At 39.4% G+C, this 23,481-nt stretch carries 18 protein-coding genes; 11 read left to right on the top strand and 7 right to left on the bottom strand.

The window, feature by feature from the left end; translation table 11 throughout:
- Positions 1-196: 196 nt before the first annotated feature.
- Positions 197-1,468, bottom strand: coding sequence for a sugar MFS transporter (locus tag HJP15_RS01085; RefSeq protein ID WP_054203718.1), 1,272 nt, complete (start codon positions 1,466-1,468; stop codon positions 197-199).
- 142 nt (positions 1,469-1,610) lie between these two features.
- On the opposite strand from HJP15_RS01085, the gene HJP15_RS01080 reads away from it, so the two are divergent.
- The 3 genes from HJP15_RS01080 (at position 1,611) to HJP15_RS01070 (ending at position 5,726) form a co-directional block, all read left to right on the top strand.
- Positions 1,611-2,828, top strand: a complete 1,218-nt coding sequence (locus HJP15_RS01080; RefSeq protein ID WP_170172858.1) for an AGE family epimerase/isomerase — start codon at positions 1,611-1,613, stop codon at positions 2,826-2,828.
- Positions 2,825-3,784, top strand: coding sequence for a carbohydrate kinase family protein (locus tag HJP15_RS01075; RefSeq protein ID WP_054203720.1), 960 nt, complete (start codon positions 2,825-2,827; stop codon positions 3,782-3,784). Before HJP15_RS01080 ends, HJP15_RS01075 begins: the two co-directional genes overlap by 4 nt.
- 211 nt (positions 3,785-3,995) lie before the next feature.
- On the top strand, positions 3,996-5,726 hold the full coding sequence (locus HJP15_RS01070; protein ID WP_170172857.1) for a hypothetical protein: 1,731 nt from the start codon (positions 3,996-3,998) through the stop codon (positions 5,724-5,726).
- A 375-nt stretch (positions 5,727-6,101) separates the two neighbouring features.
- On the opposite strand, the gene HJP15_RS01065 is transcribed toward HJP15_RS01070, so the two are convergent.
- From HJP15_RS01065 to HJP15_RS01055, 3 genes are all read right to left on the bottom strand, one after another.
- Positions 6,102-6,611, bottom strand: a complete 510-nt coding sequence (locus HJP15_RS01065; protein WP_170172856.1) for an RNA methyltransferase — start codon at positions 6,609-6,611, stop codon at positions 6,102-6,104.
- Complete coding sequence (locus HJP15_RS01060; RefSeq protein ID WP_054203723.1) at positions 6,611-7,108, bottom strand: YcgN family cysteine cluster protein; 498 nt, start codon at positions 7,106-7,108, stop codon at positions 6,611-6,613. Before HJP15_RS01060 ends, HJP15_RS01065 begins: the two co-directional genes overlap by 1 nt.
- Positions 7,109-7,203: 95 nt before the next feature.
- Entirely contained in the window at positions 7,204-9,018 is a 1,815-nt protein-coding gene (locus HJP15_RS01055; RefSeq protein WP_170172855.1) for a DUF885 domain-containing protein, read from the bottom strand.
- Positions 9,019-9,214: 196 nt separating this feature from the next.
- Here HJP15_RS01055 and HJP15_RS01050 point away from each other — a divergent pair, with 196 nt between their 5' ends.
- Together HJP15_RS01050 and HJP15_RS01045 are read left to right on the top strand one after the other, a co-directional pair.
- Positions 9,215-10,480, top strand: a complete 1,266-nt coding sequence (locus HJP15_RS01050) for a Xaa-Pro dipeptidase (RefSeq protein ID WP_170172854.1) — start codon at positions 9,215-9,217, stop codon at positions 10,478-10,480.
- Positions 10,481-10,698: 218 nt separating this feature from the next.
- Positions 10,699-13,110, top strand: a complete 2,412-nt coding sequence (locus HJP15_RS01045; protein WP_170172977.1) for a TonB-dependent receptor plug domain-containing protein — start codon at positions 10,699-10,701, stop codon at positions 13,108-13,110.
- Positions 13,111-13,217: 107 nt separating this feature from the next.
- Here HJP15_RS01045 and adhP read toward each other — a convergent pair whose 3' ends face one another.
- Complete coding sequence (gene adhP / locus HJP15_RS01040) at positions 13,218-14,228, bottom strand: alcohol dehydrogenase AdhP (RefSeq protein ID WP_064435574.1); 1,011 nt, start codon at positions 14,226-14,228, stop codon at positions 13,218-13,220.
- A gap of 266 nt (positions 14,229-14,494) precedes the next feature.
- Between adhP and HJP15_RS01035 the strand changes: the two genes are divergently transcribed.
- Both HJP15_RS01035 and HJP15_RS01030 read left to right on the top strand, forming a co-directional pair.
- Positions 14,495-15,040, top strand: coding sequence for a GbsR/MarR family transcriptional regulator (locus HJP15_RS01035; RefSeq protein ID WP_054203728.1), 546 nt, complete (start codon positions 14,495-14,497; stop codon positions 15,038-15,040).
- Between the two features lie 503 nt (positions 15,041-15,543).
- Positions 15,544-16,212 carry a hypothetical protein gene (locus HJP15_RS01030; protein WP_170172853.1) on the top strand — a complete coding sequence of 223 codons (669 nt, stop codon included), beginning with the start codon at positions 15,544-15,546 and terminating at the stop codon, positions 16,210-16,212.
- Positions 16,213-16,510: 298 nt separating this feature from the next.
- Here HJP15_RS01030 and ltrA (HJP15_RS01025) read toward each other — a convergent pair whose 3' ends face one another.
- Positions 16,511-17,692: a group II intron reverse transcriptase/maturase gene (gene ltrA / locus HJP15_RS01025; RefSeq protein ID WP_249365770.1), complete on the bottom strand. Its 1,182-nt coding sequence runs from the start codon at positions 17,690-17,692 to the stop codon at positions 16,511-16,513.
- Positions 17,693-18,662: 970 nt separating this feature from the next.
- Between ltrA (HJP15_RS01025) and HJP15_RS01020 the strand changes: the two genes are divergently transcribed.
- Positions 18,663-19,103, top strand: coding sequence for a helix-turn-helix domain-containing protein (locus HJP15_RS01020; RefSeq protein ID WP_054455077.1), 441 nt, complete (start codon positions 18,663-18,665; stop codon positions 19,101-19,103).
- 262 nt (positions 19,104-19,365) lie between these two features.
- On the opposite strand, the gene ltrA (HJP15_RS01015) is transcribed toward HJP15_RS01020, so the two are convergent.
- Positions 19,366-20,577, bottom strand: a complete 1,212-nt coding sequence (gene ltrA / locus HJP15_RS01015) for a group II intron reverse transcriptase/maturase (RefSeq protein ID WP_249365769.1) — start codon at positions 20,575-20,577, stop codon at positions 19,366-19,368.
- 788 nt (positions 20,578-21,365) lie between these two features.
- Here ltrA (HJP15_RS01015) and HJP15_RS01010 point away from each other — a divergent pair.
- From HJP15_RS01010 to HJP15_RS01000, 3 genes are all read left to right on the top strand, one after another.
- Positions 21,366-21,716 (top strand): VOC family protein, encoded by a 351-nt coding sequence (locus HJP15_RS01010; protein WP_170172976.1) that lies wholly within the window; start codon positions 21,366-21,368, stop codon positions 21,714-21,716.
- A 33-nt stretch (positions 21,717-21,749) separates the two neighbouring features.
- Positions 21,750-22,130, top strand: coding sequence for a hypothetical protein (locus HJP15_RS01005; protein WP_170172852.1), 381 nt, complete (start codon positions 21,750-21,752; stop codon positions 22,128-22,130).
- 383 nt (positions 22,131-22,513) lie between these two features.
- Positions 22,514-23,056, top strand: coding sequence for a PIN domain-containing protein (locus HJP15_RS01000; protein ID WP_170172851.1), 543 nt, complete (start codon positions 22,514-22,516; stop codon positions 23,054-23,056).
- Positions 23,057-23,481 lie beyond the last annotated feature (425 nt).

The following is a 23,481-nucleotide window of genomic DNA, read 5'->3' as shown; positions in this document are numbered from 1 at the left end:
GTTCCTTTTTAATTAATTATTGATTTTTGGATCGTTCCAGTGAGTTTATAATAACGCGCTATTGAATACGTATTCAATAGAAAATAGGTAAATTTGTAAAATAATTGCGATTGATGAAAGGAAGTACTTTTTTCAGGTAATAAAAAATGCACTTACACAGCGTGTAAATGCATTTTTTAAATCATTTTATACAATTTTAACTAATTTTTTGTTGCCATACATTACTTAATCTAACAACATTCATGCCATACCAAGCGATAAATACATAGCAGATTGCAGGAACCAAAAAGCTAATTTGTATGTTTACAACATCAGCAATAACACCTTGTAATAATGGGATAAGCGCACCACCAACAATCGCTAAGCATAACCAGCCAGAGCCTTTGCTCGTTAGTGAGCCCAGCCCCTCGATAGCAACTGAAAATATTGTAGGGAACATAATTGAGTTAAATAAACCAATGGCAAGCACGGCATACAACGCAATATTCCCCTCAGTGAATACCGTCACTAACAACAATGCGATTACTGCACACGCATTGAAAAGTAACGCTTTAGATGGCGCTATTTTTTGTAATAAAGCAGAACCAATAAAACGTCCCACCATCGCACCGCCCCAATAGTAGGCAATGAGTTTAGCTGCATCATGCTCTTCAAGCCCAGCTATGTGTGCTTCGCCAAAAAAGTTAACCAAAAAGCTACCAATCGCGACCTCAGCCCCGACATAACAAAAAATAGCCACGACACCCATAATCAAATGTGGCGCTTGTGTTAAAGAATGATCTTTTGCTTTGCAGTTAAAATCTTCTTTATGTGATTTAATTTCTGGTAATTTTAAAAAAGCAAAAACAACGGCAATTGTCATTAATGCCGCTGCAAGCATAAGGTAAGGGACTTTTACAGATTCAGCTGACGCTGCATTGACAGTTAATGAGCCCGCTGCGCCAAAAAACAAAATTCCGCCAACCCATGGACCAATTGTGGTTCCAAGAGAGTTAAGCGCTTGGGCTAAGTTCAAACGCGATGATGCTGTTTTGTCAGGCCCTAAAGCTGCAACATAAGGGTTTGCTGATACCTGTAAAACAGTAATACCACCAGCAAGAACAAACAAGGCGGTTAAAAATAACCAATATTCATGAACAACAACCGCTGGGTAGAACAACATACAACCCGCAGAGGCAACTATCAGCCCCGTTAATACTCCTTTTTTATAGCCAAATTTATTAACCAACATACCCGCAGGTAAAGACACAATAAAGTAAGCGCCAAAGAAACAAAATTGTACCAGCATCGCTTCAGTGTAACTTAAATCGAATACCCCTTTTAATCGTGGGATTAATACGTCATTAAGAACGGTAATAAAACCCCAAAGAAAAAATAGGGTTGTCATTGCCGTCAATGGCAGCAGGTAATTTTTATTTGACTGCGGTTCATTGGTGGCAAAGTTTTGATTTGTATTTATTTCACTCACGTGATTTTCACTCCATTAACAAGTTATCTCTGATTCTACACACTGCAACAAGAAGATCACAAACTTTTATTTGGATCGTTCCATATTTTTTATTTAATGGTATAGTTATTTAACTAATTTAATTAACTTGAAGTGGATATAGATGTTGGCTAATTTCCAAAGCTGTGATTTTTTACAAGAACATATCAAAACAACCTTAAATTTTTATCACCCACATTGTGTTGATAAACAAGATCAGGGTGGCTTTTACCACTTCTATAAAGACGATGGCACCATTTATGATAGACAGACACGTCATCTAGTCTCTAGTACGCGTTTTGTATTTAACTATGCAATGGCTTATTTAGAATTCGCCGACGAGCGTTATTTACCATTAATACAACATGGTCTAGACCACCTAGAAAATGCACATAAACAATCCTCTGGTGGCTATGCTTGGTTAATAAAAAGCGACGACAACAAAGATCTGCATATTGTTGATGATACAAACCATTGCTATGGGCTTGCGTTTGTACTATTGGCAAACGCAGTAGCATTAAAAGCTGGTTTTAGTGAGTGTAAACACACCATTGAGCGTGTATGGCAATTGCTCGAAAGCAAATACTATCAGTCTAAATATAATGCCTATTTAGATGAAATTAACGGTGACTTTTCTATTGTGGATGAGTACCGAGGTCAAAATGCTAACATGCATTTATGCGAAGCGCTGCTAATGTGTTACGAAGCAACGCAAGACAAACAATACTTAAACCGTGCAGAAACACTCGCCCTTACTTTTACAATAAAAAATGCCAGCAGAGAAAATGGACTCGTTTGGGAGCATTACAATAGCCAGTGGCAAATTGATTGGCAATACAATTTAGATGATCCTAAACACCTGTTTCGCCCGTGGGGATTTCAACCCGGCCATCAAACCGAATGGTCAAAGTTGCTATTAATTTTAAATCGACACAAACCACAGGCATGGCTTATAGAACGTGCCGAGCACCTTTTTAATACCGCAATGGAGCATGCATGGGATAACACCTATGGTGGTATATGCTATGGCTTTGCTCCAGATGGCAGTATTTGTGATGGTGATAAATACTTTTGGGTACAAGCTGAATCATTTGCAGCTGCCGCACTGCTCGCGCAGGCAACTGGTAATGAAAAATACTGGCACTGGTATGATAAAATTTGGCAATACAGTTGGCAGCACATGGTTGATCATACCCATGGAGCTTGGTATCGAATTTTAACCAACGACAATAAAGCATACAATGACGAAAAATCCCCAGCCGGTAAAACAGATTACCATACAATGGGAGCATGCTATGAAGTGTTACGTGCGTTCAAATTAGCAAAAGGTGGTGAAGCATGAGTTTAGTGTGTTTTGGTGAAGCATTAATCGATTTTTTGTCTGATGGGAAAAACCCTGAATCATTTACTAAATATGCAGGCGGAGCACCTGCAAATGTTGCTGTTGCCGCAGCTAAACTTGGTTTAAAAAGTAGCTTTTGTGGCATGCTAGGTCAAGATATGTTTGGTGAGTTTCTAGAGCAACAATTTACAAGCTTAGGTGTAAATACGCAGTATTGTAAATTTACTAACAAAGCCAAAACAGCGCTGGCTTTTGTATCTCTTGATGAGCACGCTGAACGTAGCTTTAGCTTTTATCGCCCACCAGCGGCTGATTTGTTATTTAAAGTAGACGACTTTAATTCTGCCATGTTTACAGAGCACGCGTTATTTCATGTGTGTAGTAATAGTCTAACTGAGCATAATATATATCAAACCACCATATATGGCTTAACACAGGCTAAAAAAGCGGGGGCTATTTGTAGTTTTGATATGAACTTACGGGAAAATTTATGGCCAAGCTTACGCTATACTGTTGAACGAATTTGGCATGTTATTTCTCTTTGCGACATTGTTAAATTATCAAAAGAAGAACTTGAATTTTTAAATAAAAATAGCCACAAAGATCATGATCTCGAACATACTATTTCTGCCGTACTTGAAGCAGGTGTAACCTGCCTGCTTATAACTGATGGCGGTGCACCAATTCACTATTGCCACAGCACATATCGCGGCCAGGTTATGCCACCTAAAACGAAAGTTGTCGACACCACAGCAGCTGGCGATGCATTCATTGGCGGGTTCCTATCGCAAATAGGCATTAAATGTGTAAATAAAAAAGCATTTAAACTACTTTGCGCTGAACAATCAAATATCACCAATGCCGTGAGCTTTGCTGCCAGTGCCGGCGCATTTGCAGTCAGTAAATATGGTGCATTTTCCTCATTACCAACCGCAGCCGATCTACCCCAACAATAACTAAAACCTTACAGCGTGTGTATCAACGCACACGCTTTTCAACACTAATTGAAGATACCCAACCCACTGTTCGTAAATTAAAATACGATTAAATGTAATCCTGAAACCAAACTCAAATAGTTTCGCCTAGCCTGCAAAGATACTTTTATGCTATCGTCTTGATAACAAACACCAAAAAACGTACTTTCGTAGTGCAAAAAGGAATTTATTAATGAATGCAAAATTACTTACGGGTTGTGCAATTGCTGTTGCGGCTGGGGTATTAATCTATACACAAACTGAAACTTCATCAGCCTCAATTGAACTTGCACAGCTTGATTACGTCCCTGCTGACACCCCTTTATTTTACGGTCAGTTAAAGCCTTTTCCATACAGTAAATACTTTGACTTACTCCCAGAGCAAATGAAAGGTGCAGACGATTTAACACCGTTAATCGAAAATTTAACAACGAACAATAATAAAAACGCACAGTTTTTAGCATCGCTTCTTACACAATACCAAGCATCTCTGAGCTCTTATGATGCTCTAAAAGCAGCTTGGGGATTCGCAGACGACTATAAAGGCTTGGCCTATACAATTGGCTTAATGCCCGTGTTGCGCTATCAATTAGATGATGAAACTGCATTATTTAATACAATAAATAGCTCCGCGGATAAAGCAGGGATTAACTTTACAACGAAAACCATCGAAGGAGTTGACTACACTACGTATCCTTTAGTATTTGAAGATGATATTACGATAAACCTAATTGTGTCAGTTAAAGACAAGTGGGCCACAATTACGTTTGATACAAAACTCAATACCTCTGACGATTTACGCCTTGCGTTAGCAATTGATAAACCAAGTAAATCGCTAACACAAACCAATAAGCTTAATAATTACATTGCTAAATATTCATTCGATGGCCACTCAGTTGCTTATATAGATCATGTTGAAATTGCCAATGCTATTACCGCCAAAACACCATCACGTTTAGGTGACATGCTTGATGAACTGCTGCAACAATTAGGCAACCCTCAAGCTTTTGACATTGCAAGAACACCGCAGTGTCAAAATGACATTACCAACCTTGTTAGTTATTGGCCGGCATCAGTAACAGGTAGCACGTACATACAAGTAACAAACTCCGATGCTCACTTTAAAGCGGACGCTATTTTACAAAGCACAGCGACTGATATTATTAAGACATTAAAATCTGTTCGTGGTTTTGTGCCTGAACATACAACACAACTTGACGGCCAAATGCTAAGCTTTGCTTATGGCGCGGATATTTCAAAAATTCCACCGCTTATTAATATACTTTCAAGTGCATTTAAAAAAGCTGAATTCGAATGTGCCCCTCTTGTTGACTTACAACAACAAACGCAAGACACAAATTTAGCTGCACTATCAATGATGACCGCTATGGCCAATGGTATTCAAGGTGTGAGCTTAAGTGTTCAAGATCTTGTTTTAGAAGCTGATGCAAATCAGCAGCCACAACTAAAAGCTTTCGATGCACTAATCACACTTTCAGCATCAGATCCTGATAATTTACTTTTTACTGCTAAAGGGTTTTTACCTGCATTAGCAGATATTGAAATACCAGAGAACGGAGATGCTGTTAGTATCAATACTGCAATTCCTTATCCTTTACCTGCTGGCCTTGATATTAAATTAGCTAAAAAAGGGAAACATCTTGTTTTATTCACTGGTGAAAAGTCAGCGACTATTGCAAATACATTATCAGAGCAAGCGCTTGAAAAAAATGGATTTTTAAATACCGCAGTTGATCTTAATTCATTAATGACGCCGGTCATCAACGTATTTAAAATGACAGGACAAGTGCTCCCTGAACAACTTGATCAGTTAAAAAATCAAACCATGTCTGTCTACTTTGCTACGGATATAAAAGATGAAGGGATTGTTGTTAATTCAGAGATCAAAATTACTAAAGAGTAATTTTAATTAAATAAAAAGGGGCATTGATTGCCCCTTTTATTTAATCTTCTATTAGGGCGTGTTGACCTTTGTGGATTGAAATTTGTTCAACCTAGGGGCGATTTAATCGCGGCGCGAGGTTTGTAACCTAGCGGGCTAAGTAAAAATCGAGCAAAGCTTCCGCGTCCTGCTCACGCCCCTTACCTACATCCGTGTAGGTAACAAAGAGTTAATAGCCCCTAGGAAGAACCCTTTGGGCAGCGCATGTTTGGTATTTATACTGCGTTATCACCTATTTATGGGGAACAACCACACGACATAGGCTCTGCCTTGCCTAAATACCAAACATACTGCTGCAAAATCAATCACGAAAGGTCAACACGCCCTAGGTTTATATTATTTTTGCCATTTCATTTTATTATTCGTATCGCGACTCTCAATAATTGTTTTATCAGAGCTTTCTACTCCACCGAGCTTTGCCTGCCTGTCATAGAGCACCACATTACACGTCGCCGCTAAATTCATGCAGCCAATTGTTGGAATATATACAACCTCATCACACCAATTAAGTACCTCTTTACTTATTGAACCATCTTCAGGGCCAAAAATATAAAAAGCGTTTTCAGGGTGAATAAACTCAGGTAAAGGCGTTGCGCCTTCAATCAACTCAATAACAACAGCTTTAGCACCTGAAGGCTTGGCTTGAGCTAAATCTTCAACAGAGGTGAGTGGTATTCGTTCCAGCGCATTTTTAGTATCTGTATGAAATTTTTTGGCTTTTAAATAGCGAGTGCCCGTAAAAAACACTTGCTGAGCGCTATAGCAGCCTGCGGCGCGTAAAACACCGCCAACGTTAGTTGGGCTTTTTGGGTTTATTAAACCAATGGTTGCACGCACTTCACTCATTAATCACAATCCAAGGTAGGCCACTGCGCTACATATAAATCAAAATCATCAAGCTCAACATCACAGTCTTTTACTGTTTTATCGCGTACAGAGATACCAAGCTCATGCATAAGTTTTTTACTCCCCCTATTATTAAGTGGGTGCCATGAGGCAAGGCCGCGACCTTCATGCAAGCGACGATAACTGCAGCTTTGTGGCATAAAGAAAATATCTTTAAGATTTTCTTTGGTTAATTTTACACACGAAGGAACGAGTGTTTGACGGTTCTCATATTCGCTGCAACCGCACGTTTTGTTATCCAAATATTGACAAACTATATTGGTAAATATCAGCTCTTCACCTTCGCGTAGCTGATCTGTCGCCGTAAAATCATCTTCGTCTTCGCTGTCGATAAACGTATTCAAACAGCATTTTCCACAGCCATCGCAAATGGCTTCCCATTCACTTTGTGACATTTGCTCAAGTGATTTCTCAAGCCAAAATTGGTTTTCAATCATGGTATAACTCAGTGCCCCTAATGGCGCGCATTTTAACGTAATTGAGCACCGCGCGCAAAGCCACAATTAGCTTTGCGCTATTTCGGCTTATATCGTTAGCGTTGTGAATCAACCCAACGTTTTATTTTAGCTTCTAAAATTGGCATTGGTAACGCGCCATCTATTAATATTTGTGTGTGGAACTCTTTAATATCAAAGCGTTTACCTAGTTGTTTTTTACTGTAATCACGTAGTTCTTGGATTTTAAACTGCCCTAGCTTGTATGAAAGTGCCTGCCCTGGCCATGCAATATACCGTTCAACCTCAGCGGTCACATCACTTAACGCCATAGATGAATTTTCTAGCATATAATCAATGCCTTGTTGACGTGTCCAGCCTTTAGCATGAAAACCCGTATCAAGGACCAAACGCATCGCGCGTAATTGCTCGTCAGCTAATCGGCCATACCACATGTATGGATCGGTAAATAAACCAAGCTCTTTTCCTAGGCTCTCAGCGTATAATGCCCACCCTTCAGCAAAGACAGTGTAGCCACCAAATTTACGAAATAGCGGTAACGACTCAACTTCCTGTTGCAGTGCAATTTGAAAGTGATGCCCCGGTGCCGCTTCATGGATAGACAGTGTCTCAAGTAAAAACTTAGGCTGCGCTTTTAAATTAAACGTATTTATATAGAATATGCCCGGTCGAGAACCATCCGGTGACGGTGATTGATAAGACGCACCTGCCGCTGATTCTGCACGAAAATCTTCAACAGCTTTAACGATATAATCTGCCTTTGGTGCAATATTAAATAAACTCGGCACACGGGCATCTATTTTAAGTTTTACTGCTTCATAGGCTGCGATAAGTTGTTCTGGAGTATCATAATAAAACTCATCGGATTCACGTAAATGAGTAAAAAAATCAGCTAAACTTCCTTCAAAGCCAACTTTATTTTTTACAGCTTTCATCTCACTAAGAATACGTGAGACTTCTTGTAGACCTATCGTGTGAATTTCATCCGCAGATAAACTTAATGTTGTATTTTTCTTGATTTGATATTCATACCACGCTTTACCATTTGGTAAGTCACTGTAGCCCACTGAATCGCGGCTTTGAGGTATATAGGTATTGGCTAAAAAGTCACTCATTCTTTTATAGGCAGGGACTAAACGATCCATAATAAGCGCACTGTATTGCTCAGTCAGTTGTTGTTTTTGTTGCGCTGTAAACTGTTCTGGTAGTTGTTTAATGGGGCTATAAAATAATGACTCTTTTACGTCGCTAACCACATGCGCTTTAAACTGCGGCAATAATTTTTCTGCTAGCGGTTTTGGTAACACTATTCGTTGCTGTATGCCTTGTTGCATCGCTTGTTCAACGCTGTCTAACCACGTTATGAAGCCATCTGCACGGCTTATAAAATTTTCATAATCCTGATAATTATTAAACGGTTGAGCACTTTGCGCAGAACCAAAACCCGCAAACGTATTATGCGCACCCGACATTTGATTAATTGGGACCAAATAACTTGGAAAGCCTTGTCCTTCAACACTTAATGCTAAATCGCGTTTCAATATTTGATAGCTAAGCAACGCTTGACCCGTTAACTGTTTTGAGTCTATCGCAACTAAGCGTTGTTGATAGGCCTCAGTAAAGGCGCGCATTTTATTGCGTTGTTGCTCAGAAATGGGATTTATAAATTGATTGTTATACTCGTTATAACCAATAAAAGTACCACCTAATGGGTTAAATTGAAGTGACTCTACAAAATATTGCTCAACTAATGTATTTAACTGCTGTGCTGAAAGCGATGTTGTTGCACTAGGCGCATTTGGTGTGATTTGCACCGTGTTGTTGCTACTTGAACACCCTGATAATGCACTTATAACGCACGTTACCAGCATTGTTAACTTAAAATTTTTCATGAAGATCCTTGAATATAAATAACCCGCGTTGTGAGTAAAAAACGATTACCATTCTGTTTTATTAGGCATTATGCTCTAACTGATATTTATTCGCATGTTAATCAATCCATTAACTATGAATTAGCGTGTTTAGTATACAATGTAAATCGACCTTGCTACATTTAAAAATTAATTCATACATAATCAGAAGAAACTAATGAATAAATTATCACTTAGCGTCCCTTTGAGCCTACTTTGCCTATCTGCTTTTAGCACTGAAGCAACAACCTACATTACAGCTAAAGCCATGCTTGACGTTAATAACGGCAAGCTAATTAGCACGCCACTCATTCAAATTGATAATGGCGTAATTACTCAAGTCAGCACGGGAAACTTACCTACGTTGCAACAAGGTGATGAACATATTCAATTACCTGAGTTAACAATTATGCCAGGATTAATGGATATGCATGTGCATTTAACCAGCGATCCTACCGTGCCTCGTAGTGAGCGTATTGGTCAATCAATCCCTCGCCAAGCAATTAAAGCTGCATACTTTGCAAAAAAAACCTTAAACGCTGGTTTTACAACCGTGCGTAATGTCGGCGCACAAGGTTACAGTGTTATTGCTGTTCGTGATGGTATTAATGCAGGAGACATTATTGGCCCAAGAATTTGGGCCGCAGGACCATCGCTAGGTGTTACTGGTGGTCATTGTGATAATAACCGCCTGCCGCCTGAGATGAAGTACACGGCAGAAGGTGTTGCCGATGGTCCGTGGGCTGTGCGAGCAAAAGTACGCGAAAACATAAAATATGGTGCAAATGCTATTAAGTTTTGTGCCACTGGTGGGGTATTTTCTAAAGGCACTAAAGTCGGTATTCAGCAATACTCGCTTGAAGAGATGACAGCAATTGTGGACGAAGCCCATATGCGAGGCTTAACGGTCGCAGCGCATGCGCACGGTACTAGTGGAATTACAGCAGCAATCAAAGCAGGTGTAGATAGTGTTGAGCATGTTAGCTTTGTTGACGATGAAGCAATTAAGCTCGCGAAAAAACACGGAACTTGGTTTTCAATGGACATCTATAACACCGAATATACGCTCACTTATGGTGAGCAAAATGGTGTTGCACAAGAGAACTTAGAAAAAGAGCGTCAAGTATCAAAAAGGCAAAGAGATAGTTTTAGGCGCGCAGTTGATGCTGGCGTTAATATGGTGTTTGGTACAGACGCTGCTATTTACCCCCATGGTGATAATGCAAAACAGTTTTCTCGTATGGTTGAATTTGGCATGACCCCATTACAAGCAATACAGTCTGCAACAATCAATAGCGCAAAATTATTAAAGGTTGAGGATCAGCTTGGTCAACTAAAAGTGGGCTTTGCAGCAGATATAATTGCCGTAAAAGGAAACCCATTAAATGATGTGTCATTGCTTGAAAATGTTAGCTTTGTAATGAAAGCAGGCACAGTTTATTAATTATTATGGGTTAACCACAATGGTTGGCCCGCTTTATTTCGAACTTTTATTTTCTTACACCTCTATTAGTTGAATAAATTGTTACTATGTAAACCACAAAGAAACGAATAATAATAAGATTGTTTCACATTTAACTAATTTTAAGTGAATGGCAATTTTACCTTGTAATACAAATAACAAACATTATCATTACCTTAAATTTCAAAATGATACTTATTATTACAATGTTTAAATTCTCACTTATCTCGTTAGCCTGTTTATCATCCTATACTGCTTTTGCAACCGAACAAGCAGATCTTGAGCACATAACTGTGTATGAAAAGCAAAATCGCGTAATTTTAAATTCAGGGTTAGCCACAAAATCTGACATGTCACTAATGGAAACGCCTGCGCCAATCGTTGTCGTTGATCTAGCCCTTATTAATTCACAAGGCGTTGATAATTTACAAGACTTAGCACGTAATATAAGTGGCGCAACACAAGCAGGTAACAATTATGGTATTGGCGATAATTTAGTTATTCGTGGCCTTGGTGCAAATTATACCTATGATGGCATGTATGGCGGTGCAGGGTTAGGGAATACATTTAACCCTACACGCTCACTTTCAAACGTAGAATCGGTAGAAATTTTAAAAGGCCCTGCTACAGGTTTATATGGTATGGGCAGCGCTGGTGGTGTAATTAATCTTATTGAGAAAAAACCAAAGTTTGATGAGCAACACACAATTACTGCCGAAATTGGTCAATGGGATACTTACTCACTTGGGTTTGATAGTACGAATGCAATAACGGATGATCTTGCATACCGTATCAATATAAAAACAGCGCGAAGCGACGGGTATCGTGATTTAAAAGATGACCGTGATGAAATCTATGCCTCGCTTAAATACGTATTAAATGATCAACAAGACTTTTTAATTTCTGGGGCCTATATTAAAGACGCACTTGCTGTTGATTCTATCGGGCACCCTATTAGGATTTACAACGCTGAATCCGTAGGTGGCAAAACAGCAGATCAAATAACGGGAGATGACTTAGTAAACCACCCAACATCTGCGGGGCTGCAATTATCTGACGCTCAACGTCAACAACTAGCGGACTCTCTTGCTGGCTCTGATGGCTTAACACCCTATAAGTTTGGCCATAACGGCATAATTTCACCAATGGCAAAAGATAATGAAGGTGAAGAACTGCGTTTTAAATTAAGTCATAACTATTTTTTAACTGACGATTTATTTTTAAATCAACAACTCCAGTATCGTAATTTCACAACCAGCTTTGCCCGTCAAACAGGCGCGTATAATTATGTATATTGGAATAGAAGAAATATAATTAACGCAGATCCGCGTGCTCCATTAGTGATTGATGACATACTTTACCCGTTTGCTGCTCGACGCCAAGAATATCGACAAGTAGAAGCTGACGAAAAATCCTTACAGTACTTTGTCGATTTACGTTATGACTTTGCACTTGGCGATATCGACAATGAATTTTTAGTCAATGCCAACTATGAAGACAGAGATATCCGCTTAACACAGCATTCTATCTACGACGCTGATAAAATGATTAAAAATAAGCAAGGCGATTTAATCTATCAAGGAAGCTTGCCGTATATCCTAGACATTCGTAGCCCTGAGTGGGGAGCGGGTAGCTTCGCTGATTATGATCCATTAATGACTAGTAACTATAACAAAAAAGTACAATCTTGGGGCGTTGGTATACAGCATGTTGCGTACATAAATGACGTAATTACAACCCGTGCTGGGGTTGCCATGAATAATATAAAACAAACCTATGAACACTTTGGAGTTGATGCACGTTATCGTGCCAGTGCTTCAGAGCCAACACCGCAACAAAGCACTGACAATAAAGGCATAACGTATAATCTAGGGGCAACTTATAGACCAACAGATAACATTGCATTATTCATTAATCATGCAAAAGGCCGAGCAGCCTATTCTGTTCTTGGGACTGTACTTGGAAATGAAGGTGATCGTGATGATTCTGAATCATTAAGTTCTGATCTCGGCATTCGCTTTAAAGCACTTGACGACCAATTGCTAGCATCACTCGTTATCTTTAATACTGAACGAACAAACCTACAATATACAAACCCTGATTACGAGGATGGTGTATCGGATCCTGACGTACCAAAAGATTTTTTTGATGGTAAAGACCAAACAACCGGCATAGAGTTTGATTTAAATGCCGATATCAATGAGCAATGGAAAATAAATTTCAATGGTGTGTATCAAGATGCTCGAGATAAGAAAAACCCACATTCAAAAAATTACGATACACGTCAAAAAGGTGTGCCTCACGTAGCTGCAAGTACGTGGGTAACCTACAGCGCGCAATGGTTTGAGCTTTCTGAACCACTTCAGCTAAGTGGCGGAATTAAGTACGTAGATGATAGAAGTACAAACTCAACATCATTTGGTATCCCAGATGGCTATGTACCAAGTTACACAGTGTATGATGCTGCGTTAAGCTATAAAACACAGCAATGGCAATTACAGCTAAACGTTAATAATCTATTTAATAAGTCTTATTATTCAAAGGCCATGTTCCTAGGCGGCATGCCGGGTGAAGAACGTAGTGCTAAACTAACATTTAGCTATACTCTATAGATTTAGTGACAATAAACGCTACAGATTTAGTGACAATAAAACGCTATAGATTTAATGACAATAGAAAAGCGCACAAGGGAGTGCGCTTTTTGTTTACTAATTTAAAATCAGATTGTTACAACGATACGCCCATTAATTTCACCTTTTAACATATCATCAAAAATCTCATTAATATCTTCAAGGCGTTTTTCTTGAACAATTGCTTTTACTTTGCCTTGAGCGGCAAACTCTAAGCACTCTTGTAAGTCCTTTCGTGTGCCAACAATTGAACCAACAACCGAAACACCATTAAGCACAGTATCAAAAATCGGTAATGGCATATCGTCAGGAGGTAAACCGACCAAAACACATTTACCACCACGACGTACACTTTTATACGCTTGCTCAAAACCAGGTTTAGAAACAGCAGTACAAATTACGGCATGCGCTCCACCGACCTGCTCAAAGATTGCCTCGCTTGGCACAACATCTTTAAAATCAAGCGTAATATCAGCACCTAACTCTTTTGCTAGGGCTAGTTTTTCTTTACCTGTATCAACAGCAATAACATTAAAACCCATCGCTTTAGCGTATTGCACAGCCAAATGCCCTAACCCACCAACACCCACAATCGCAACCCATTGACCCGGTTTTGCATCCGAGACTTTTAGTGCTTTATACGTTGTTACACCGGCGCAAAATAATGGCGCAGCCTCTGTGAAACCAAGCTCTTTTGGAATTTTAACAACATAATCACCGTGGGCTAAACAATACTCTGCGTAGCTGCCGTCAATAGAGTAGCCCGTATTATGCTGTGACAAACACAATGTCTCTCTACCGTCTAAACAATATTCACAGTGGCCACACGCGCTATAAAGCCAAGGTACACCCACTCTATCACCAATTTCTAAGTGAGTAACGTTACTGCCCATTTGCTCAATAACACCCACGCCTTCATGCCCTGGAACCAATGGCATTTTTGGCTTTACCGGCCAATCACCGTGGCAAGCGTGTAAATCCGTATGGCAAACACCGCATGCTGCTATTTTAACCAGCACATCGTTTGGGCCTACTTTTGGAATAGGGAGTTGGCCAATTTCTAATTTACCTTTATATTCGTTGTTGATTGCTGCTTTCATGCTCATCCCTTGGTTGGTTAGGAAAATGTTGTCATTCATTTGGTTATGACTTATTGCACAACATAACCCACAATAGATGAGTAAATATTAATCCATATCAAACTTTGGTATTAATGCTCTAAAATAACACCGCAAAACCGTACTTACTCGTAAACCAGCTAATTTTACGTGCAGTAAAAAACAGACGTTAAAGCACAGGGTAAATCTTGCTATCGTATTTCATCGTGCTAGCATTGGTTTCATTATTTATTGAAACTTGAAAAGCCATGACGTTATCGGATAAAAATTATGCTTTTGTAATGCACTGCGGTGAAATGGGCAGCCGCTGGGGCTTTAACCGTACCATTGGGCAAATGTGTGGGCTTTTAATTATTACCAAAGAGCCAATGACCGCTAACGAGATAGCCGATGGCTTAAGTATTTCTCGTGGTAATGTCAGTATGGGTATTAAAGAGTTACAGTCGTGGCGCTTGATAAAAGTTCAACATATTCCCGGCGACCGTAAAGAATATTACGCACCTGCCGGTACTATTTGGGATATGGCAAATCGCGTGTTTGAAGAGCGTAAAAAGCGTGAAATAGATCCTACTTTAAGCCTGTTAAGAGATAACCTTATTGAGCCTGCCACCAATGACGATGAAAAGTTTGCTCAACAACAAATGCATGAAATTCACGACTTGCTAGAAACAGTCACCAAATGGTCAGCCGAATTACAGCGCCTAAGCCCAGAACAACTGCAAAGCCTAATGAAACTCGGCTCAGGCATAGGTAAAGTACTCGACTTTAAAGATAAGATTTTGAAGAAACAGTAGCAGCGATTTTATATCGCGTCTGTGCTTTTAGGTGCTATGTTCAAGGTTCAAGGTTCAAGGTTCAAGGTTCAAGAGAATTTAACCACAGAGCACACCGAGATCACAGAGAAATATACAAGAGTTAATGTTCTAACTCTGTGCAGCGCGAAGCGCCTTTGTGTTCTCTTTGGTGAATAAAAAGATAAGTTGTTCCACATAAAAAACGCAGATAACTACTGTACTTTATACACGTTCTGCTGACGGAGCTCTTTGAGCAAATTATAGTCATTGATATTGGCTAAGAGTAATAATTAATTGATTGGTCAAACTATTGTTTGCTCACATATTCAAGGATATGAGCGACGCGCGTATATTATTCCACTTAGCTTTGTTTAAAAGATATTAGAAAACTTAATGATAGTAATATCTTAGTTAATTTGTTAAAACTATATAAAGTATAAATATGAGTGTGGTCGGAGCAGAAATATCCGCCCTTCGCGCACTATAAAATTGTTAGGTTTAAAGTGAATATTGCGAAGCTCATCAAATTTTTAATTATTAGCTGTTTACTTACTAGTTGTGCAAACGTCAGTTATTACATTGGTAGTGTTCCAAGCATGACAGCCGAGCCAAAGTTTAACCCCAATGAAACTTATTCATACTATGACGATGATGTGTCAAATATGTTGGAATTCGGCAAATTTGAATTAATGGTTTCGCCCTATAATACAATCCAAACAGACGGACACTTTGAATTGTTTTTCATACCAGTAGAACAACATGGTTCTGCTCAAGGGTCTGTTGGTAGAACACCTTTTAAAATTAGCGTTAGCGTCAAGGGGCAAGTAGATACAACAAAGTTTTTACCATTTAAAGCTACCCTTAATGGCGGCTTAAAAGTCAATGAAGTTAAATGGCGGGATCCTGAGCCATCCTGTGTTTATAGTTATACAGATTGGAGTGCTTTAAAACTTGATACTGTTCACATTGTAAAAGATAGATTAAGAAACCAACAAGAAAAGTGTATGAAACCGGGCTGGGTTGAATATTTGCTTGTTTTTGAAGCAACAACACCTGATCCAACATCTAAGTTTAGTCTGGAGTTGTTTTTTCAAGATATTGAATCAAATCAAACCATAAGAAAAAATATTTTCTTTAATGCAGCTAAGTTTATTTCTACTCAGACGCATTAAACCTAATCGGGTAGCCGGAGGTCTCTAACCTCCAGCCCCCACACCACCCATCATGCGCTTGTTATTAACAGGAAGTGCAATGGGCGGTTCATCTCCCGTAATGAATATTGATCCAAATATCTCTCAATGACACTAAACCTTGTGAAGCTAAGTAGTTATTGCCTAGCGCAATGTTAATTCCTTTTGTTTTTGAGCTTCTACAAGGGCCTTCGCTTCCAAGCGCCTACTTTTGGTACTGGTGATACCACAGGCTATGGCGAGTCGCTCGCTAACACCCAATTTCATTAAACTGCGTACTTTAGTGCGGGCTATTCCTTAATAGAGAGCGCCACTGCCGCCAGTAGCACATTCTTATCCTACGGCGGATCCAATGATCTAAATCCACTGTTAGTTGATAAGCGTTGGCTATTAAGTAGTAGTGTCCCCAGCCGCGTAAATACTGCGTGAGTTTATGAATTTGTAAGGTCATTGAGATCCCCCAGTTGCGGTTAGTGAGTTCTCTTACATTTGCTTTAAATTTCTTTAGCGCCTGTTCGTGGATTTGCACTTGACCGTAACGAAAGGTAAACCCGAGAAATTTCGAGCCTGTTACTGGACCGACTCGACTTTTCGATTCGTTCACTTTGAGCTTTAATCGCTTAGTGATAAACGCAGTAATTTCCTGTTGGATTATTAGTCCTTCGCTTTTGGTTTTTACTAAAATGATTATGTCATCAGCGTAACGTGCAAACTTAAGGTGTTTGTAGGTTAGCTTCTTATCTAATTCATCGAGTAAGATGTTGGAAAGCAAAGGGGATAGTGGCCCACCTTGAGGGACTCCTTTGGTTGACTCAAACCACAGACCTGTTTCGCGCTCTGCTACTCCGGCTCGTAGATATTTACCGAGTAGACGCATGAGTGCTTTGTCTTTGATTTTACGACCAACACGATTCATCAGCATGTCATGGTCTACTTCATCAAAGAACTTAGACAAGTCGATATCAACCGCTGTTTTATAACCTTGTTTAACACAAGATTGAACATGGTTCACTGCTTGACTGGCTCTTTTATGAGGGCGATAACCATAACTATGTGGTGAAAACTGAGGCTCAAAGTAAGGGCTGATCACTTGAGCAATGGCTTGTTGGATCACTCTGTCGATAACAGCAGGGATCCCAAGCATTCGCTCACCGCCATCGGGCTTGGGTATCATCACGCGTTTGACTGGCAATGGTTGGTAAGTGCCGTTAAGTAATTGTTGTTTAATACCCAGCCAATGTAACTTAGCGAAGTGATTAAATTCCTCAATACTCATATTATCAATACCCGCAGCCCCTTTATTGCGCTTAACATGTTGCCATGCTGCACCAATATTGTGGTTGCTTAGTACCCTTGCCAACAGGTCATGATCTGTTTGGTTATATTCATTCGAGGTATTATTCACAGTCGAACGCTGTTCATCACTATCACAACACGGTGATCTATGTGAATTTAAGTTCATTTGTAGTGTCTCCTCTGGTTAAGATGTTCAGGCCTTCACCGTGTCCCCTCCATTACGATGGGCGTTTGGCTACTCGGCAACTGCTCCTGCGTTGCTCTACCTTCTGCATCCATGCAGTCGTATGCCATCTGCTGACTTCTGATAAATCACTCTAGCGATTACTCGATAAAGCGCGTCTAAACTAACGCTTGTTTACTGCTATTTCGCTCGCTGTAGGTCGCAGCAACCAGAGCGCCAAGGGTTGAACAACCAGTCCCTAACTGGTAATCTCCAAGCGTTAGCGCGGATGCGTGTTTATCAGATCTCCCCCCCCCCCTTTTTACCAATGAAGAACAGGTGCATCGACTTTCTCTGTACAACTGCATCATTTACGGTGGCCGTTAGATCACATGACTTCGCTATCTTGTGCTAGCCCGTCTCCAGCCTACGCCTCATATAATGTTTTTGTTCATCAGCTCGCACTTATTTTTATAAAGAATGCTAGCGGCTTCCTTCAGACTATCTCTCGCGATTTAGTCCTTGCCATTTGCGAGTGTCTATCGTTTAATAACAGTGTGTTATTTAAACGGTGATCTTCCTACAGAGGACTTTCACCTCATAAGTCAATGCCCATGTCGGGCGTACACAAGGGTTTTCAAGTCGGATAATTTACAGTTGGCTTTTTGTTCGTGCCTCACTTATTTTAGCCAACTGCAATTTGCCGCTTAAAACGGCGTTGTGGCTGTAGAATTACTCTTTTTTAAGAAAAACAGCCAGTTTTGTGGGTCCTAAATGCATTGCCTAGTGCTTTAAAAACGCTTAGAGTTAATTATAGGAGCTCGTTTTTTAATTGAATTTGGCTGTTAGAGTAATTCTACAGCCTCGTTATATGCCTTTGTCACATGTGTCACATTGCTAATGTCATATGTTTAACGTATACGGAGTTATATTTTTTTGAGACTGTTAGAAAAACAACTTCAAGGAAATAATTATGGATATGAATGTAGATATTAATTTAATAAAAACAGAAAGAAATAAAAGAGGTTGGACTCAAAGCCATTTGGCTGACGTTTGTAGTCTTAGTTTGCGAACAATTCAACGAATTGAAAAGTTAGGTTTATCTTCGCATGAATCAGTTCAATCTTTAGCTGCCGCGTTTGAAGTAACTGTGGATGAGTTAACTATTAGTGAAATTAAGGCTGCAAACACATTATCAATCAACTTTGATAAAGGCTCTTGGACTAATAAGTCTTTTTATTGGTTAGGCTCAGTTGGTTTTATTATAACCGCGCTAATGCATATGCTTATGGCTATTATTTTATCCTCTGGATCAGATGATTTTAATCATTCAATATGGTTTGCTTTGTATGTAGTGTGGGGATGCTTCTTATTAATGGGCATACCCAAGAGGCAGAGTTCATCAGGCATATAATCGGGTAGCCGGAGGTCTCTAACCTCCAGCCCCCACACCACCCATCATGCGCTTTTTATTAACAGGAAGTGCTATGGGCGGTTCATCTCCCGTAATGAATATTTATCCAAATATCTCTCAATGACACTACCCCTTGTGACGCTAAGTAGTTATTGCCTAGCGCAATGTTAATTCCTTTTGTTTTTGAGCTTCTACAAGGACCTTCGCTTCCAAGCGCCTACTTTTGGTACTGGTGATACCACAGGCTATGGCGAGTCGTTCGCTAACACCTAATTTCATTAAACTGCGTACTTTGGTACGAGCTATTTCTTTGGAAAGAGCGCCACTGCCGCCAGTAGCACATTCTTATCCTACGGCGGATCCAATGATCTAAATCCACTGTTAGTTGATAAGCGTTGGCTATTAGGTAGTAGTGTCCCCAGCCACGTAAATACTGTGTGAGTTTATGAATTTGTAGGGTCATTGAGATCCCCCAGTTGCGGTTAGTGAGTTCTCTTACATTTGCTTTAAATTTCTTTAGCGCCTGTTCGTGAATTTGCACTTGACCGTAACGAAAGGTAAACCCGAGAAATTTCGAGCCTGTTACTGGACCGACTCGACTTTTCGATTCGTTCACTTTGAGCTTTAATCGCTTAGTGATGAACGCAGTAATTTCCCGTTGGATTATTAGCCCTTCGCTTTTCGTTTTTACTAAAATGATTATGTCATCAGCGTAACGTGCAAACTTAAGGCGTTTGTAGGTTAGCTTCTTATCTAATTCATCGAGTAAAATATTGGAAAGTAAAGGGGATAATGGCCCACCTTGAGGGACGCCTTTGGTTGACTCAAACCACAGACCTGTTTCGCGCTCTGCTACTCCCGCTCGGAGGTATTTACCAAGTAGGCGCATGAGTGCTTTGTCTTTGATTTTACGACCAACACGATTCATCAGCATGTCATGGTCTACTTCATCAAAGAACTTAGACAAGTCGATATCAACCGCTGTTTTATAACCTTGTTTAACACAAGATTGAACATGGTTCACTGCTTGACTGGCTCTTTTATGAGGGCGATAACCATAACTATGTGGTGAAAACTGAGGCTCAAAGTAAGGGCTAATCACTTGAGCAATGGCTTGTTGGATCACTCTGTCGATAACAGCAGGGATCCCAAGCATTCGCTCACCGCCATCAGGTTTGGGTATCATCACGCGTTTGACTGGCAAGGGTTGATAAGTGCCGTTAAGTAATTGTTGTTTAATACCTAACCAATGTAACTTAGCGAAGTGATTAAACTCTTCAATACTCATATTATCAATACCCGCAGCCCCTTTATTGCGCTTAACATGTTGCCATGCTACGCCAATATTGTGGTTGCTTAGTACTCTTGCCATCAGGTCATGATCTGTTTGGTTATATTCATTCGAGGTATTATTCACAGCAGAACGCTGTTCATCACTATCACAACACGGTGATCTATGTGAATTCAAGTTCATTTGTAGTGTCTCCTCTGGTTAAAATGTTCAGGCCTTCACCGTGTCCCCTCCATTACGATGGGCGTTTGGCTACTCGGCAACTGCTCCTGCGTTGCTCTACCTTCTGCATCCATACAGTCGTATGCCGTCTGCTGACTTCTGATAAATCACTCTAGCGATTACTCGATAAAGCGCGTCTAAACTAACGCTTGTTTACTGCTATTTCGCTCGCTGTAGGTCGCAGCAACCAGAGTGCCAAGGGTTGAACAACCAGTCCCTAACTGGTAATCTCCAAGCGTTAGCGCGGATGCGTGTTTATCAGATCTCCCCCCCCCCCTTTTACCAATGAAGAACAGGTGCATTGACTTTCTCTGCACAACTGCATCATTTACGGAGGCCGTTAGATCACATGACTTCGCTATCTTGTGCTAGCTCATCTCCAGCCTACGCCTCATATGATGTTTTTGTTCATCAGCTCACACTTATTTTTATAAAGAATGCTAGCGGCTTCCTCCAGACTATCTCTCGCGATTTAGCCCTTGCCATTTGCGAGTGTCTATCGTTTAATAACAGTGTGTTATTTAAACGGTGATCTTCCTACAGAGGACTTTCACCTCATAAGTCAATGCCCATGTCGGGCGTACACAAAACAATCAAGCGGATTTTGGCAAGAACGGCCAAAACTGCTTATTGTAAGTGTTATGTAATCAGGAAGGTTTATGAAATATATTCTCGCATTGGCGCTATCTTTGTTTATAGCTAGTACAAGTGCAAATAACTCAGATGTGATTAAGGATGGAAGCACTAAAATGACTAAAAATAATAAAATTAATTATATTGAAATTCCAGCAAAAAATATTGAAGCTACGAAGGCTTTCTTTAGCGAAGTTTTTGGCTGGTCATTTGTTGACTATGGCCCAGATTATTCAAGCTTTGCTGCTCAAGGAGTTGATGGCGGTTTCTTTAAATCTGATTTAGTTGTTTCCACTAAGAATGGAAGTCCGCTAATAGTTTTATATAGTAATTTACTTGAAACAACCCAAGAAAATATTGAGAAAGCAGGTGGTGAAATTGTTAAACCAATATTTTCATTTCCTGGCGGTAGAAGATTTCACTTTAGTGATCCAAACGGAAATGAATTCGCAGTTTGGTCGGAATGATTACATAACAAGCTGTTAAACAAGGAGTTTCAATTGAAGTTTGGAGTATTTTTAACATTATTAAGTTTTTTTGTTAGTGCAAACGCATTTTCATGTGTCGTGCCTACCCAAGGAAAGGAATTTGATAACTTAATTGATATCGAATGGAATAAAGGTGAAAGTACTTTTTATATCCGCTTCCCACCAAATGCAGATGGTCAAAAATTTGATAATGTCACACTCGGTATTTTGAAAGATGAAAATTCTTTTGCTGGTACATCTGCTCCGCTTCAAATGTTTCCGGATAATGGTAAACTTCTGACATACGTAAGGTCATTTGATGATCTAAATGTAGGGTTAAATATTTCAGTTTGGTGGCAAGGTGAAAATGATGTTTGTCCTATCATTGGCAAGGTAAAGCTAACCAAAAAGTAAAGTATACCTAATCGGGTAGCCGGAGGTCTCTAACCTCCAGCCCCCACACCACCCATCATGCGCTTTTTATTAACAGGAAGCGCAATGGGCGGTTCATCTCCCGTAATGAATATTGATCCAAATATCTTTCAATGACACTAAACCTTGTGAAGCTAAGTACTCATTGCCTAGTGCAATGTTAATTCTTTTTTTGAGCTCTTACCCACTCAAATACCTGTAACACCTTCCAAAATACCAATTAAAACAACACCAAGTCTTCTTTTTATATTTCACATTAAACTCAGTTATCGATTGAATCAAAATAGCAACTCGGCTATGGTTAATGCATCAATAAAAAACAAATTAAGCTACAAGCTCATTAGTATTCAAGGAGCATTAATCACATGAAGTGGGCATTTATAGATTACGAAAATATTGGTTGTCTAAGCAAAGTCAATTTATCTATCTACGAAAAAGTCATTGTTTTTGTTGGTGCTAAACAGCCAAAACTTGATTTTGGTGATAAAAAATACGAGTCACCGGTCAATATTGTTCTTATTCAAATTAAAGCTACACAATCTAATAACTTAGATTTTCACTTGTCTTATTACTTAGGTAAATATACACAAGAAGCAGCACCTAACGTGAGCTTTGAAGTTATAACCAATGACAATGGTTTTACCCCATTAATTTCTCATATTAAATCGAACGGTCGCTGTTGTAAGCAAATTAAAATAGTTAACACTTCAAATGAAATAACTAAGTTAATCCATAGCCTTAAATCCAAACCTAAAGAAAAACGGCCGCAAAAAGTGTCTAGTTTAAAAAATCATATAGCATCTCATATGCATGTTAAAGGTAACGAAGTAGCAATTCAAAACCACCTAAATCATCTTGTTAAGATGAATGTACTCTTAATATCTGAAAGTGGGTTGCAATACAAATGACAAGGTTAAAAAATTTTATGGGAAAGCTTGGTCTAATATTATTAGTATTGGTAACTGTATTTTACCTTACAGTTATTATTATCTCTAAAAGCCAATTTCCATTAGCTTTATTTTGGTTACTAATCTGTTTAGGTGTTATTTGTTTTGCGATGCTCGGCAAATTTTACTTTTATCATTCGAAGCAAATAAATCACCGTAAATAAATTAAAGCCAAAAAGAGCAATGAAAGGCTTGTTAATACTGAGCAAAGATGCAGACTGATAGGGTATTTTTTCGTTGGGTTTCGTTGCACTCTACCCAACCTACGTAGCCAAATTTAACACCGAGCTTACAACTTAAAGCTTACAACTTAAAGCTTACCGCTTCTAACTCGCTTATATATTCTTTATAAACAAAAGCGCGAGATATACTCGCGCTTTCTAAAA

This window comes from Pseudoalteromonas sp. NEC-BIFX-2020_002 (assembly GCF_013002825.1).
Classification (GTDB): Bacteria; Pseudomonadota; Gammaproteobacteria; order Enterobacterales; family Alteromonadaceae; genus Pseudoalteromonas; species Pseudoalteromonas neustonica.
The sequence above is the reverse complement of the archived record's forward strand: the minus strand, read 5'-3'. Positions and strand labels throughout refer to the sequence as shown.

Excerpts from the sequence above, each read along its gene's own strand:
- HJP15_RS01065 (WP_170172856.1), bottom strand. The coding sequence starts at position 6,611 with ATGAGTGAAGTGCGTGCAACCATTGGTTTAATAAACCCAAAAAGCCCA.
- HJP15_RS01035 (WP_054203728.1), top strand. The coding sequence starts at position 14,495 with ATGACGTTATCGGATAAAAATTATGCTTTTGTAATGCACTGCGGTGAA.
- ltrA (WP_249365770.1), bottom strand. The coding sequence starts at position 17,692 with ATGAACTTAAATTCACATAGATCACCGTGTTGTGATAGTGATGAACAG.
- HJP15_RS01055 (WP_170172855.1), bottom strand. The coding sequence starts at position 9,018 with ATGAAAAATTTTAAGTTAACAATGCTGGTAACGTGCGTTATAAGTGCA.
- HJP15_RS01050 (WP_170172854.1), top strand. The coding sequence starts at position 9,215 with ATGAATAAATTATCACTTAGCGTCCCTTTGAGCCTACTTTGCCTATCT.
- HJP15_RS01010 (WP_170172976.1), top strand. The coding sequence starts at position 21,366 with ATGACTAAAAATAATAAAATTAATTATATTGAAATTCCAGCAAAAAAT.
- HJP15_RS01075 (WP_054203720.1), top strand. The coding sequence starts at position 2,825 with ATGAGTTTAGTGTGTTTTGGTGAAGCATTAATCGATTTTTTGTCTGAT.
- ltrA (WP_249365769.1), bottom strand. The coding sequence starts at position 20,577 with ATGAACTTGAATTCACATAGATCACCGTGTTGTGATAGTGATGAACAG.
- adhP (WP_064435574.1), bottom strand. The coding sequence starts at position 14,228 with ATGAAAGCAGCAATCAACAACGAATATAAAGGTAAATTAGAAATTGGC.
- HJP15_RS01000 (WP_170172851.1), top strand. The coding sequence starts at position 22,514 with ATGAAGTGGGCATTTATAGATTACGAAAATATTGGTTGTCTAAGCAAA.
- HJP15_RS01070 (WP_170172857.1), top strand. The coding sequence starts at position 3,996 with ATGAATGCAAAATTACTTACGGGTTGTGCAATTGCTGTTGCGGCTGGG.
- HJP15_RS01060 (WP_054203723.1), bottom strand. The coding sequence starts at position 7,108 with ATGATTGAAAACCAATTTTGGCTTGAGAAATCACTTGAGCAAATGTCA.
- HJP15_RS01080 (WP_170172858.1), top strand. The coding sequence starts at position 1,611 with ATGTTGGCTAATTTCCAAAGCTGTGATTTTTTACAAGAACATATCAAA.
- HJP15_RS01020 (WP_054455077.1), top strand. The coding sequence starts at position 18,663 with ATGGATATGAATGTAGATATTAATTTAATAAAAACAGAAAGAAATAAA.